We start from the raw sequence: 13,127 nt of genomic DNA, 5'->3' as shown, positions 1-13,127 counted from the left end.
GAGCAGCAGCAATGGCAACCCGAATACAAGAGCGTTCGACGGCGGTGCCGGCGTCATCCGCGCCCATGACGCACCGCCAGATCATGGAGGCCCTGACCGGCCTCCTTGCGGCATTCTTTACCGCTATCCTGAGCAGCACCATCGTGGCGAACGCCCTGCCGACCATCATGTCCGACCTCCACGGCACCCAAACGGACTTCGCGTGGGTCATCACGGCCGCGCTGCTGGCCAACGCCGCCACCACGCCCATCTGGGGCAAGCTCGCCGACCTCTTCGACAAGAAGCTCCTCGTCCAGCTGAGCATCGTGATCTTCGTGGCCGGCTCCGTCATGGCCGGTTTCTCCCAGAGCATCCCCTTCCTGCTGACCGCCCGCTTCATCCAGGGCATCGCCTTGGGCGGCCTCACCGCCTTGGCCCAGGCCATCATCGGCACCATGATCCCGCCGCGGGACCGTGGCAAGTACTCGGGCTACATGGGCGCCGTCATGGCGGTCGGTACCGCCGGCGGCCCGCTCCTCGGTGGCTTCATCGTTGACAGCCCGCTCGGCTGGCGCTGGACGTTCTTCGTCTGCGTGCCGCTCGCCGTCGTCGCGCTCATCCTGCTCCAGGTGACCCTGAAGATCCAGCACGTCAAGCGCCCGGCCAAGATCGACTGGCTCGGTTCCGTCCTGCTGACCTCGGGCGTGAGCCTGCTCCTCATCTGGGTTTCCTTCGCCGGCAACCCGGACTACTACGACTGGATCTCCTGGCAGTCCGCCCTCATGGTAGGCGGCGGCGTGCTCCTGCTGGCCCTCCTCGTGGTGGTCGAATCCAAGGTGGCCCAGCCCATCATCCCGCTGAAGATCATCTCCCAGCGCACCACCGCTTTGGCGATCCTGGCCTCCGTGGCCGTCGGTATCGCGATGTTCAGCTCCTCCACCTTCCTCGGCCAGTACTTCCAGGTAGCCCGTGGTGCCACGCCCACCGAGGCAGGCCTCCTCACGCTGCCCATGATTGCGGGCAACCTCCTGGGCTCGGTGGTCTCCGGCCAGCTCATCAGCCGCTTCGGCAAATGGAAGCGATTCCTCCTGGCGGGCACCGTGCTCCTGGCCGGCGGCCTTGCCTTCACCGGCACCATCGACCACACCACGGCGCTGTGGGTCACGTGCTGCTACACCGCGATCTTCGGCCTCGGCCTTGGCTTGCTGATGCAAAACCTGGTCCTCGCTGTCCAGAACACCGTCCGCGCCCAGGACATCGGAACGGCCAGCGCGTCCGTGGCCTTCTTCCGCTCCGTCGGCGGTGCGATCGGCGTTTCCGTCCTCGGCGCCATCATGGCCACGCACGTCAAGGACCTCGCCACCCAAGGCCTCGCCGCGGCCCACATCCCGGTGAGCGGGGGCTCCAGCAATGCGAGCATGGACCTGACGGACTTGCCCGCCCCGATCCGCGACATCATGCGTGCCGCTTACGGCGACGCGACAGCCCAGATCTTCATGATCTCCGCCGTCATCGCCGTGGTCGCTTTCCTCGCGGTGCTGTTCATCAAGGAAGTTCCGCTGCGGAAGACCGTGGACGCTTCCCCGGAGAAGGAACTGCTGGCAAACGCTTCCGGCGAGGCCGCCATGACGCTGGACACCTCCGCATTGCCGGTCATCGAATCCGCCGAGTTTGCCCAAGCAGCCGACGACGGCGGCACCCCCTTGGGTGCCAGCCGCGCCCGGGCGGCGGCAGAGAAAGAGCACGATGAGCTTGACCTCGAGTTTGCCCGCATCCTCACGCAGGAACGGCCGGACCCGGCCGCGGGACTGCGCGAGGTCCAGGACCAGCTCGCCCGCACCCAGCGGTTGCTGGCCGAACAACAGCTTCAGCTGAGCGCGGCACAACGCGAACTCCAGGCGCGCGTGCACGAACAGCAGGCCACCGCCGTCGAGCAGTCGCGGATCGCCGAGGAGTTGGCCGCGCTCCGCAAGGAACTCAAGCGCGAACGCCGCCGCCAGGAAAGGGCTGCCTTGCTGCTCCTCGCCGGCGACGCCTCGCGGGCAGGGGAGACCGGGCGGCACGCCGGCTAGGGGAGCCTGACCGGCAACCGCCTGCGGGACGCGTGGCCGGAGCCGCTGCAGCGAGTTTGGACGCTGCGGCGGCTCAGCTACGTCGCAAGGATGATATTCGGCTACCGATATTTCGTTGAGGCAACGGATTTCGTAGAGTTGAGGGACTAATACTGTCAGCGCCTGCTGCTACCTATGTATTAGTCATTCGCACTAATTCATTCGCGCACTCTCATTAAGGATCCGTGGGCATGCTTGTCACCCTGATACGGCGCTACTCCAAGCCGTATTTGCCGCAGATACTGGCCGTCATCATCTTCCAGCTGGCGTCTACGATCGCCACCCTCTACCTTCCAAGCCTCAACGCAAAGATCATCGATGAAGGGGTGTCCCGGGGGGACACCAACTACATCTGGCAAACCGGCGCCCTGATGCTCGTGGTCGCGCTCGGCCAGGTCATCGCGGCCATCGCGGGGGTCTACTTCGGATCCCGCGTGGCCATGGCCATGGGCCGGGACTTGCGCAGGGACGTCTTCCGCAAGGTCAGCAGCTTCTCCGCCAAGGACGTCAACAGCTTCGGCGCACCCACGTTGATCACCCGCGGCACCAACGACGTCCAGCAAGTCCAGATGCTCATGCTGATGGGCCTGAACTTCATGGTTTCCACGCCCATCATGTGCGTTGGCGGCATCATCATGGCCTTGCGCGAGGACCTCAGCCTCTCCTGGCTCGTGTGGGTCTCCGTGCCCCTGCTGGTGGCCGTGGTTGGCTACCTCGTGGTAAGGCTCATGCCGCTCTTCCGCTCCATGCAGATGAAGATCGACGCCATCAACGGCGTCCTGCGCGAACAGATCATCGGCATCCGCGTGGTCCGGGCGTTCGTTCGTGAACCCTACGAGGCCAAGCGCTTCGGCGACGCCAACAAGGACCTCACCCTGGTCTCGGTCAAGATCGGAAACCTGTTTGTCCTGATGTTCCCGGCGATCGGAATGATCCTGCACCTTTCCACGGCGGCAGTGCTGTGGTTCGGCGGCCAAAGGGTAGACGCGGGCAACATGCAGGTGGGTTCCTTGACGGCCTTCCTGCAGTACCTCCTGCAGATCCTCATGGCCGTCATGATGGGTACCTTCATGGCCATGATGATCCCGCGCGCCTCAGTGTGTGCGGACCGCATCGCTGAGGTTCTCGACGTCGAACCCTCCATCCACAATCCGAAGGCGCCTGTGGCGCCCGCGGAAAAGAAGGGCCGCGTCGAATTCCGCGATGTCACCTTCAAATACCCGGGTGCCGAAGCTCCCGTTTTGAGCAACATTTCCTTCACCGCGGAGCCGGGCCAGACCCTCGCCATCATCGGTTCCACCGGTGCAGGCAAGACAACGTTGGTGTCGCTGCTGCCGCGCCTGTACGACGTCGCGTCCGGCGACGTCTTGCTCGACGGCGTCCCGGTCACCAGCCTGGACCGCGACGAAATCACCAGTCGCGTGGCGACTGTGCCGCAGAAGCCATACTTGTTCTCCGGAACCATCGAGCACAACCTGCGCTTCGGCAAGACCGACGCCACGGACCAGGAACTCTGGGATGCGCTGGAAACCGCCCAGGCCAAGGACTTCGTCATGGAAAAGTCCTCCGGCCTCAACCGTCGGGTGGCACAGGGCGGCACCAACGTCTCCGGTGGCCAGAGGCAGCGCCTCTGCATCGCCCGGGCCCTGGTGACGCAGCCCAAGGTCTACCTCTTCGATGACTCCTTCTCGGCCTTGGACGTGGCCACGGACGCTCGCCTTCGCCGGGCGCTGAAGGAAAAGACACAGGATGCCACGGTCATCATCGTGGCCCAGCGCGTCTCCACCATTGCTGATGCGGACCAGATCCTGGTCCTGGACAACGGCCGGATCGTTGACCGCGGCACCCATGAAGAACTCCTGGAAACGTCACCCACGTACCAGGAGATCGTCGAATCCCAGCTGAGCGCGGAGGAAGTGGCATGAGCGAACAGAATCAGCAAAAGCGCGGCTGGGCCGCGAAGGCCGGAGCAGCGAAGGCTGCGCGGTCAGCTCGGGAAGCCAAGGACGCTGAAGCGGCGGACGCAGTCGCGGTAGTAGACGATGATGACATCGAAGAAACCGAATACACCCCAGGCGAAGCCGACGGCGGCATGTTCGGCAACCTGCCGGCCAAGAAAGCCAAGGCTTTCGGGCCGTCGGCCAAGCGGCTCCTCGGGCTGCTCAAGCCAGAGGCTGCCGGAGTAGTCATCGTCATCGGCCTCGTAGTGGTCTCGGTGGTCCTGAACGTCATCGCCCCGAAGATCCTCGGCAGCGCCATGGACGTCATCTTCGGCGGTGTCATAGGCAAGCAGTTGCCGCCCGGCGTGAGCCAAGCGGCCTTCGCCGAGGGCCTCCGCCAGGCCGGCCAGAACAACTTCGCGGACATGGTCTCCAAGATGGAGCTCACCAACGGGATCAACTTCTCCAAGCTCACGTTCCTGATCTCGATCGTGCTCTTGATGTACTTCGTGGCCAACATCTTCCTGTGGGCCCAGGGCTACATCCTGAACAAGATCGTCATGAAGGTCATCAACCGGCTCCGCAACGACGTCCAGGCCAAGCTCAACCGCTTGCCCCTGAACTACTTCGACACCCGCCAGCGCGGGGACATCCTCTCCCGCGTGACCAACGACGTCGACAACGTCCAGCAAGGGCTTCAGCAGGCGTTCGCGCAGCTGGTCAGTTCGGTGTTGACGGTCTTCGGCATCACCATCATGATGTTCATCGTGTCCTGGCAGCTCGCCCTCATCGCGCTGGTTGCCCTGCCGCTCTCCGGCGTCCTTGCCGGCGTCATTGGCTCGCGCAGCCAGAAGCTCTTCGCCGCCCAGTGGAAGAACACCGGCTCGCTCAACGGCCAGATCGAGGAATCGTTCTCAGGCCACGAGCTCGTCAAGGTCTTCGGGCGCGACGCGGACATGCTGGAGCGTTTCGACGAACGCAACGAAGCCCTGTACAAGGCCTCGTTCGGGGCACAGTTCGTTTCCGGCATCATCTTCCCGGCGATGAACTTCGTCTCCTACCTCAGCTACGTGGGCATCGCCGTCGTCGGTGGTTTGCGCGTGGCCTCCGGTTCCATGAGCCTGGGCGACGCCACGGCGTTCATCCAGTACTCGCGTGAATTCACCCAGCCGCTCGGCCAGATCGCCGGGATGGCGAACATGCTCCAGTCCGGCGTGGCTTCGGCTGAGCGCGTTTTCGAGTTCCTGGATGCCGATGAGGAAATGCCGGAAAACGCGGCCCGTCACCTGCCCCCGCGCACGGACGGCCACGTCGAGTTCGAGAACGTGTCCTTCAGCTACGTCACCGACAAGCCGCTCATCGAGAACCTCTCCCTGAGTGCGGAGCCCGGACACACCGTGGCCATTGTCGGACCAACCGGCGCGGGCAAGACCACTTTGGTCAACCTCGTCATGCGGTTCTACGAACTCAATTCGGGGCGTATCACCCTGGACGGGGTGGACATCAAGGAGCTGAGCCGTTCCGAGCTTCGCTCCAAGGTGGGAATGGTGCTGCAGGATGCCTGGCTGTTCGGCGGGACCATCTACGACAACATCAAGTACGGCAACCTCGACGCCACCGAGGAACAGATCATGGAGGCGGCCAAGGCCACCTACGTGGACCGCTTCGTGCGTGCCTTGCCGGATGGCTACCAGACCATCATCGACGAGGAAGGCAACAACGTCAGCGCGGGCGAGAAGCAGCTCATCACCATCGCGCGGGCCTTTGTTTCCGATCCTTCGCTGTTGATCCTGGACGAGGCCACGAGCTCGGTGGACACCCGCACCGAGCTGCTGCTGCAGAAGGCCATGGCTGCCCTCCGCACGGATCGCACCAGCTTTGTCATCGCCCACCGTTTGTCCACCATCCGCGACGCCGACACCATCCTGGTGATGGAAAACGGCAGCATCGTGGAACAGGGCAACCACAACCAACTGCTCACGTTGCAGGGGGCGTACTACCGCCTGTACATGTCGCAGTTTGCTGGTGAGGATGCCGGGGAGACCGTGGTGGATGATTCGACGGCGGTGCACAGCTGAGCCAGCGAATTACGGTCCAGGTGCCGATGCGTTGGGGAGACATGGACGCGTACGGACACATCAACAACGTCCAGATCGTGCGCATGCTCGAAGAGGCCCGCATCGCGGCCTTCGGTCCTCCCCGCGGAGCCGGACTCCCCGGAGTGGAGCCGCCGGTCCCCGTCTTCAATTCCGTTGAAGACGGGGTCATGACCCTTGTGGTGGAGCACAAGGTCCGGTACGTCCGTACCTTGGAGTACCGGAACATTCCGGCGCTGGTTGAGATCTGGGTCGGCGCCGTGAAGGGGGCGAGTTTTGACGTGCACTACGTCATCAAGGATCCCGTGACCGGCGAGGACTGCGTCAACGCGACTACCCATCTGGCGTTCGTTGATGAGTCCACGGGCAGGGTCCGCAGGCTCACTCCCGAGCAGAAGGAGCAGCTGGCGCCGTACCGGGCCTAGCTGAAGCGATAAAGCAGCGCCCTGCGCATCCCGGTGGCCGTAGAGTTTCCCCATGAAACTCGAGATCGTCGCCGTCGGCGCCCAGGGCGCTGCCGTTGCCGCCGAAGAAGGCGCGGACCGGATTGAACTGTGCAGCGCTTTGGAGCTCGGGGGACTGACCCCGAGCCAAGGGCTGATGGAAGCCGCCCAGGAAGCTGCCGACGGACGGCTGGGGATCCACCCGTTGATCCGCAGCAGGCCGGGAGACTTCCTGTACTCCGACGCCGATGTGGACACCATGGACCGCGAGATCCGGTTCCTGCTCAGGCAAGGGGCTCAGGGCGTCGTGATCGGAGTCCTTACAGCCGCGGGCGACATCGACGTCCAAGCCACTCGAAAGCTCGCCGACACGGCCTTGGAGACCAACCCCGACGCCCAACTGACCTTCCACCGGGCCCTCGACCAAACCCCGGACCCGCGGCGGCCGTCGAGCAACTCGTGGAGCTTGGATTCACGCGGGTGCTCAGCTCCGGGGGCGCCGCCACGGTGGGCGCCGGGATCGCGACCCTCGAGCGCATGGTCCACCGGGCAGCGGGGCGGCTCGAAGTCATGGCAGGCGGCGGACTCGCCCTGGCCGATATCCCCGCCCTGCACTCGGCGGGACTGAGCGCGGTCCATTTATCAGCCAAGGCCACGGTTTCCACGTGGAAGAACCGGGGGGACTCCTTCGGAACACCCGGAGATTCGGACCCGACGGCGTACATGGTCACCAACCGGGACCTGGTGAGGGCCGCCCGCGACGCCTCCCGCTGACCCAACTGACTCGCAGTTGTTGTCGTTTTGAGCGCCCATAACGACAACAACTGCGAGTCAGTTGGGTGGGTCCCTTTACACGGCGGCGGCTGGGGTCAAAGATGGATGAAGCATTGCGATTGAAAACGCCATCCAGGAGTCACAAAGATGCAAAAACTGAGCCTCTCCACTATCACCCTGAACATGGCGGAGTTGGGCCCCGATAGCCCGTTGCCGGTTGTCGCGGCAGAACTGGACCAGCCGTACAGAATCGGCGACGGGGTCCCGGAGGAACTGCAGGCCGCGGCCCGCTATGGCCAAGTGCCGAACTTGTTTCCGTACCTGATGCAGGACGGCTACTCGCGCGAGCGGACCGCCCACGAGGTGCCAGCGGTGGTGCTCGAGAACAGCAAACTGCGGGCCGTTGTCCTGCCCACCTTGGGCGGCCGGCTCTGGGAGCTCTTCGACAAGGCCTCGGGCAAACATCTCCTCCACACCCACGGGACCCTGCAGTTCGCCAACATCGCCCTGCGCAAGGCCTGGTTCGCCGGCGGGCTCGAATGGAACATCGGCACCCGTGGGCACTCGCCCACCACGTGCGATCCGGTACACACCGCGATCGTCAAGACTCCCGAGGGCCACGACGTCCTGCGCATGTGGGAGTTCGAGCGCCTCCGCGGTGTGGTCTTCCAGGTGGACGTGTGGCTTCCGGAGGACTCGGACGTCCTGCTGACTGCGGTCCGGATCAGGAACCCCCATGACCACGAGGTTCCCATGTACTGGTGGAGCAATGCCGCCGTTCCCGAGACTGCGGAAACCCGCGTGATTGCGCCCGCCACGGAGGCGTTCGGCAGCGATTACACCACCGACATCGCCCGCGTCTGGCCCACGGAACACCAGGGCCTGGACGCCACCTGGCTGGTCAACAGTCCGCACGCCGCGGACTTCTTCTTCGACATCCAACCCGGGCACCGGCATTGGATCGCGGCAGTAGACCACGACGGCGACGGCCTCGCCATGCTGTCCACAAGCCTCTTGCGCGGGAAGAAGTTGTTCGTGTGGGGCCAGGGCGACGGCGGGAAGCGCTGGCAGGAGTGGCTCAGCCCCGGCGCCGGCCCCTACGCGGAAATCCAGGCCGGGCTGGCGCAGACCCAGTTCGAGCACCTAGCGATGCCTGCCGGCGCCGAGTGGAGCTGGGTAGAGGCCTACGGCAACGCCAAGCTGGATCCGGCGACCTCCCATGGCAAGGATTGGGCTGCGGCCGTGACCCATGCCAGCGCCCGGCTCGAGGACCTCGTCCCGGACGCCGAACTCGAAGTCGCCCTCGCCGAAGCCGCGCGGAACTATGCCCTGCCTCCGGACGAGATGCTGGTGCGCGGCAGCGCTTGGGGTGCTTTGGAGAGCGCCCGACGGCGACACTCAGGCCGCGCGTGGCTGGACGAAAGCGGCACTCCCTTCGCCGACGATCCAACCCCTGAAGCAATCGAGGAAACCGGCCCGTGGCACAGCCTCCTGGATGGAGCGAGTTTCCTGGGCGCGGCGAGCTTCGTGGCTGGGGTCGATTGGGAAGAACTGCTGGCCAAGGATGGCGGAGCGGAGGCGCAGTTCCACCTGGCCACGATGAAGCACGCCCGGCAGGACCTTGACGGTGCGATCGCCGGATACGGTTCTGCCCTGATTGCCGACGTCCTCTCGCCACGCTCCACGGTCCTCGCCCACCGGGGCCGCGCCATCGCGCTGCTGGCGACGGGCAAGATCGACGAAGGCTTGGCTGAACTGGCCACCGCGAGCCGGCTGGAACCATCCAACACCCCCTTGCTGAGCGAAGCGATGACCCTCAGCATCCGGTACGGACATCCTGCCCAAGCGCTCGCCCTGGTGAGCGAGGCACCCGCCGGAATGTCCGACGTCGGACGCGTCCGCTTCCTCACGGCGCTCGCCCTCGCGGGCGTCGGCAGGGGCCCGGAGGCTGCAGAGATGTTGCGCCAAGGCATCGAAATTCCGGACATCCGGGAGGGTGAAGACGGGATCGCCGCTTTGTGGCAGGAAGTATGCCCGGGGGAGCCGGTGCCTGCCCATTACCGCTTCGGAATGCACTGAACTTCCGGGCCTCACAGGCTCGGGGCACATGCGGCAGGAGGCACGTTATGGGGCGCATGTGGCAGAACGTTAGAGGCGGGACGCCTGTGGCGGGGGTGCCGACTTTGCTGATGCCAGCACCAAGTTAAACCATGTAAGTTGGCATGGTGACTCCCTCCACCAAAACCCCACTGACCCGTGCCCCCGGTATCTCCAAGGAGATCGAAGATGCGGCGTGGTTCGTGCTGGGCCCGGGGCTGCAAGGCAAAGCCTCGGCGCTCGACGGCACTACCCGCACCTGGACAGTGGACGCCGCCAGCGAGCTCCTGGAGCGCTTGGAACGCGGCGTCGGAGATGCCAAGGCACCCATGATGACCAACCTGCGCCAGAACCTTGAAGGGGCGTCGCGCGAGGCCAAGCTGCTCGCCGTCGAACTCCTCTTCCTGCAGTCCCTGCCCCTCGCGCACGAGGTCAAATCGCTCAAGGTCAAGCGCGCCCGCGTCGCCGAAGCCGCGTCCTGGCTCGATCCCGAGCTCGAGCTCCCCAAGGAGCTGTACAAGGGCATGACCGATCACGGTGTGATCCGTGACCGGACCGCGGAGTTCAACTGGACCATTTGGGACCATCTGACTTGGCTGTGCCGCTTCGTGGCCCACGTCGATGGACAGTCCAACGCGAGCATCACCAAGGCCCTCAAGGACCCGCTGAAATTCCACGAACTCGCCGCCGCGACCCCCGAGGACCAGCCGGCCATCCGGCGCAGCATCGAATACCTGGCGTGGCCCAGCTACTTCGAGCCAGTGGTTGCCGACGTCGAGCGGCGCGAAATCCGGGACGCTTTCGCTTCACTCGTTGGCGGCGCGCACGGCGAGACGGAAATCGACATCACCGCGGACGTCAACCGCATCCGGCTGTATTTGGACGAACAGGCTGGACAGCGCATCGATTGGTACGACCGCCAGCTCGTCAGCCAGTGGCGCAAAGTGGGAGATCCCGGCCGCCGTGCGTGGCTGCTGCGCACGCACCAAGACTCTGCCGAGCTCCTCGCCGCGTGGCGGGACGAGGAAAAGGCAACGCTCGACGTCGAGCACCTCCGCGAACTCGCCCCGGGCGTGACGGCAGGACTGGTGCAGCATGCCGTGGACGAGGACTACAAGCACCTCGGCTACGTCGAACGCGAGGACACCAAGACCGCTGTTTTCGCGTTCCTGACCGTGATGAAGCCTGGCGACCTTGCCCTGTTCCAGAACTCCGGAGCCATCAGGATCGGCGTGGTCCTGGGCGAACCGGAACACAACGAGGACAACCGCCGGCTCCGCCGCAAAGTGCGTTGGTTCGACGAAACCCACCCGATCGCCGAGGCTCCTAGGCATGTCCAGCGCCAACTCTCCACGTCGGGGATCGTCGTGGACGTCACCAGGGTCATCCAGTCGCTGCAGTCCCTCCTGCCCGCCGAAGCCGAGTCCGACGGCGAGGAAGCCGCCGCCCCGGACGCCGTCGTCGAGCCCGTCATTGAAGGGTTCCGCCCCCTCACCGAAGAGTTCGCAGCGTCCCTCCACATGGAGCTCGAGCCGCTCAAGGAGATCGCCGAACTCCTCGAGGAGAACCGCCAACTGGTGCTCTACGGCCCTCCGGGAACGGGAAAGACCTACCTCGCGAAGCACTTGGCGGCCGAACTCGCTGGAGACAGCACCGATGAGCGCGTCAAGCTGGTCCAGTTCCACCCGTCGTACGCGTACGAGGACTTCTTCGAGGGGTACCGGCCGGACAAGACCGACGACGGCCAGGTTTCGTTCAAGCTGGTCGCCGGGCCGCTCCGCCGCCTCGCGGAAGAAGCCGCGAAGCCCGGAAACTCCAACAAGCCGTACTTCCTCATCATCGACGAGATGAATCGCGCCAACCTGGCGAAGGTGTTCGGTGAGCTGTACTTCCTGCTGGAATACCGCGATGACCGCATCTACCTCCAGTACAGTCCCAACGAGCCGTTCAGCCTGCCGGACAACCTTTACATCATCGGCACCATGAACACGGCAGACCGCTCCATCGCCATGATGGATGCCGCCATCCGCCGTCGTTTCGCGTTTGTGGAATTGCATCCGAAGGTGGAACCGATCCGCGGTTCGCTCCGGCGGTTCCTTACGGCCCGCGGCCTGGACACCCTCAACGCGGACCTGCTGGACGCTTTGAACGACTCCATCGACGATTGGGACCGGGACCTCATGATCGGCCCTTCCTACTTCATGAAGAACGCGGCCCAGAACCCTGCCGGGCTGCGCCGGATCTGGAAGTACGAACTGATGCCGCTTCTCGAGGAGCACTACCACGGTCAATTGAACCGGGCCCAGCTGGAGGAGCGCTTCGGTCTGGACCAGTTGTTGGGTCGACTTGCAGTCCGCTAAGACGGCGCCACCGCGGCCGACCCGCGCACCTGGTACAGGAATGCTCGCAGTCCGCACTTCCGCGAAGGCCTCGGCGGTGCGGCACATCGTCATGGACGAGCTCTCCGGTGGGATCGTGGACAAGCTTGATCCGGACACCGCCGCCCTCCTCAACTCGAGCGGGCTCGCGAAGGCCTCGCCCATCGGGATGGGCCTCTACCGCATCGAGCCGGTGGGCAAGGTGGGGTCCGTGCGGACGCCGACCGTGCAGTTCGAGGTTCGGCCCAAGGACCGCCTCGGCCTGAACCGGCTGCTCTTCTTGCTTAGCTACGCCGGGGACCAGGGATTCCGCGAGGATTCGGTGGCCGCCGTCGAGCACAAGGACCTGTGGAGCGCCCTCGCCGAGTCCCTCGCCCAGTTGTCGGAGCGCGCCCTCAGCCGCGGTCCGCTGCAGGGATATCTCACCGTGGACGAGTCGCTCCGGACGGTCAAGGGCCGCATCCGCATCTCGGACCAAATTTCGCGCCGCCCCGGGATGCTGGTTCCGCTGGAAGTCTCCTACGACGAATTCACCGAGGACATCGCCGAAAACCGCATCCTGCGTGCCGCCCTCGAACGGATGGGCAAGGTTCCCGGCGTGCGGCAAGACGTCCTAAGCCGCTTGCGGCAGCTCAAGGGAAAGCTCGACGCCGTCACGCGGCTGCAGTCCGGGGCACCCCTCCCAACGTGGCAGGCCAACAGGATGAACCTCCGCTACCATCCGGTCCTGCGTTTGGCCGAGCTCATCCTGCGCAATGCCTCCGCCGAAGCGGGGGAGGGGAAGCAGCAGACCGCCTCGTTTGTGGTGGACATGTCCACTGTGTTTGAGGAATTCGTGGGGGTAGCCCTGCGCCAGGCCATGCGGACACACCCCGGTGAAATGCGGCTTCAATACGGCGCCACCCTCAACGAGGCCGTGCGGGATTCGGACCGGCTCACAGTGCGCCCCGACGCCGTGCACTTCCTGGGCGGCAGGCCCGTGGTGGTGTACGACTCCAAATACGCCTCGGCCACCGATTCCGGGGCATCGTTGAACGCCGACCATTACCAACTCCTGGCCTATTGCACGGCCCTCCAAGTGCCCACGGCGTGGCTGGTCTACGCGGGCAAGGGGGAGATGAAGCTGCGGAGGATCCTCAACACGGACATCGACATTGTGGAGTACCCGTTGGACCTCTCTCGCCCACCCGCGGAGATCCTTGCCGCCGTCACGGACCTGGCCCAGCAATCCTGGGGAGAAGTGGTGCGCCAGGCGCGTCTGTGAGGGGCGTCCGGTTCAGTCCGATTCCGTCCTGCCTGTTACCTCATG

7 protein-coding genes and 1 pseudogene are annotated in these 13,127 nt (G+C 64.9%); all 8 read left to right on the top strand.

Going from position 1 to position 13,127, the window contains the following annotated elements; genetic code table 11:
• Positions 1-11 precede the first annotated feature (11 nt).
• The gene (locus tag ACSBOX_RS16310) at positions 12-2,051 is read left to right on the top strand and encodes an MFS transporter (protein WP_442543384.1); all 2,040 of its coding nucleotides are present in this window, start codon (positions 12-14) and stop codon (positions 2,049-2,051) included.
• A 230-nt stretch (positions 2,052-2,281) separates the two neighbouring features.
• On the top strand, positions 2,282-4,015 hold the full coding sequence (locus ACSBOX_RS16305) for an ABC transporter ATP-binding protein (protein ID WP_442543383.1): 1,734 nt from the start codon (positions 2,282-2,284) through the stop codon (positions 4,013-4,015).
• The gene (locus ACSBOX_RS16300) at positions 4,012-6,108 is read left to right on the top strand and encodes an ABC transporter ATP-binding protein (RefSeq protein ID WP_442543382.1); all 2,097 of its coding nucleotides are present in this window, start codon (positions 4,012-4,014) and stop codon (positions 6,106-6,108) included. The genes ACSBOX_RS16305 and ACSBOX_RS16300 overlap by 4 nt, the downstream gene beginning before the upstream one ends.
• Before the next feature lie 26 nt (positions 6,109-6,134).
• Complete coding sequence (locus ACSBOX_RS16295) at positions 6,135-6,551, top strand: acyl-CoA thioesterase (RefSeq protein WP_442543381.1); 417 nt, start codon at positions 6,135-6,137, stop codon at positions 6,549-6,551.
• Positions 6,552-6,603: 52 nt separating this feature from the next.
• Positions 6,604-7,343 (top strand): annotated as a pseudogene (locus tag ACSBOX_RS16290) (copper homeostasis protein CutC).
• Positions 7,344-7,490: 147 nt separating this feature from the next.
• Positions 7,491-9,422, top strand: a complete 1,932-nt coding sequence (locus tag ACSBOX_RS16285) for a DUF5107 domain-containing protein (RefSeq protein ID WP_442543380.1) — start codon at positions 7,491-7,493, stop codon at positions 9,420-9,422.
• Positions 9,423-9,565: 143 nt separating this feature from the next.
• A complete protein-coding gene (locus tag ACSBOX_RS16280; RefSeq protein WP_442543379.1) occupies positions 9,566-11,800 on the top strand; it encodes an McrB family protein in 2,235 nt (744 codons plus the stop codon).
• Between the two features lie 40 nt (positions 11,801-11,840).
• Positions 11,841-13,082, top strand: a complete 1,242-nt coding sequence (locus tag ACSBOX_RS16275; RefSeq protein WP_442543378.1) for a 5-methylcytosine restriction system specificity protein McrC — start codon at positions 11,841-11,843, stop codon at positions 13,080-13,082.
• Positions 13,083-13,127: the final 45 nt, after the last annotated feature.

This window comes from Arthrobacter sp. KN11-1C, from assembly GCF_052180225.1.
Lineage (GTDB): Bacteria > Actinomycetota > Actinomycetes > Actinomycetales > Micrococcaceae > Arthrobacter.
The sequence above is the reverse complement of the archived record's forward strand: the minus strand, read 5'-3'. Positions and strand labels throughout refer to the sequence as shown.

Coding starts and splice junctions, on each gene's coding strand:
- ACSBOX_RS16310 (WP_442543384.1), top strand. CDS start 12: ATGGCAACCCGAATACAAGAGCGTTCGACGGCGGTGCCGGCGTCATCC.
- ACSBOX_RS16305 (WP_442543383.1), top strand. CDS start 2,282: ATGCTTGTCACCCTGATACGGCGCTACTCCAAGCCGTATTTGCCGCAG.
- ACSBOX_RS16275 (WP_442543378.1), top strand. CDS start 11,841: ATGCTCGCAGTCCGCACTTCCGCGAAGGCCTCGGCGGTGCGGCACATC.
- ACSBOX_RS16295 (WP_442543381.1), top strand. CDS start 6,135: ATGCGTTGGGGAGACATGGACGCGTACGGACACATCAACAACGTCCAG.
- ACSBOX_RS16285 (WP_442543380.1), top strand. CDS start 7,491: ATGCAAAAACTGAGCCTCTCCACTATCACCCTGAACATGGCGGAGTTG.
- ACSBOX_RS16280 (WP_442543379.1), top strand. CDS start 9,566: ATGGTGACTCCCTCCACCAAAACCCCACTGACCCGTGCCCCCGGTATC.
- ACSBOX_RS16300 (WP_442543382.1), top strand. CDS start 4,012: ATGAGCGAACAGAATCAGCAAAAGCGCGGCTGGGCCGCGAAGGCCGGA.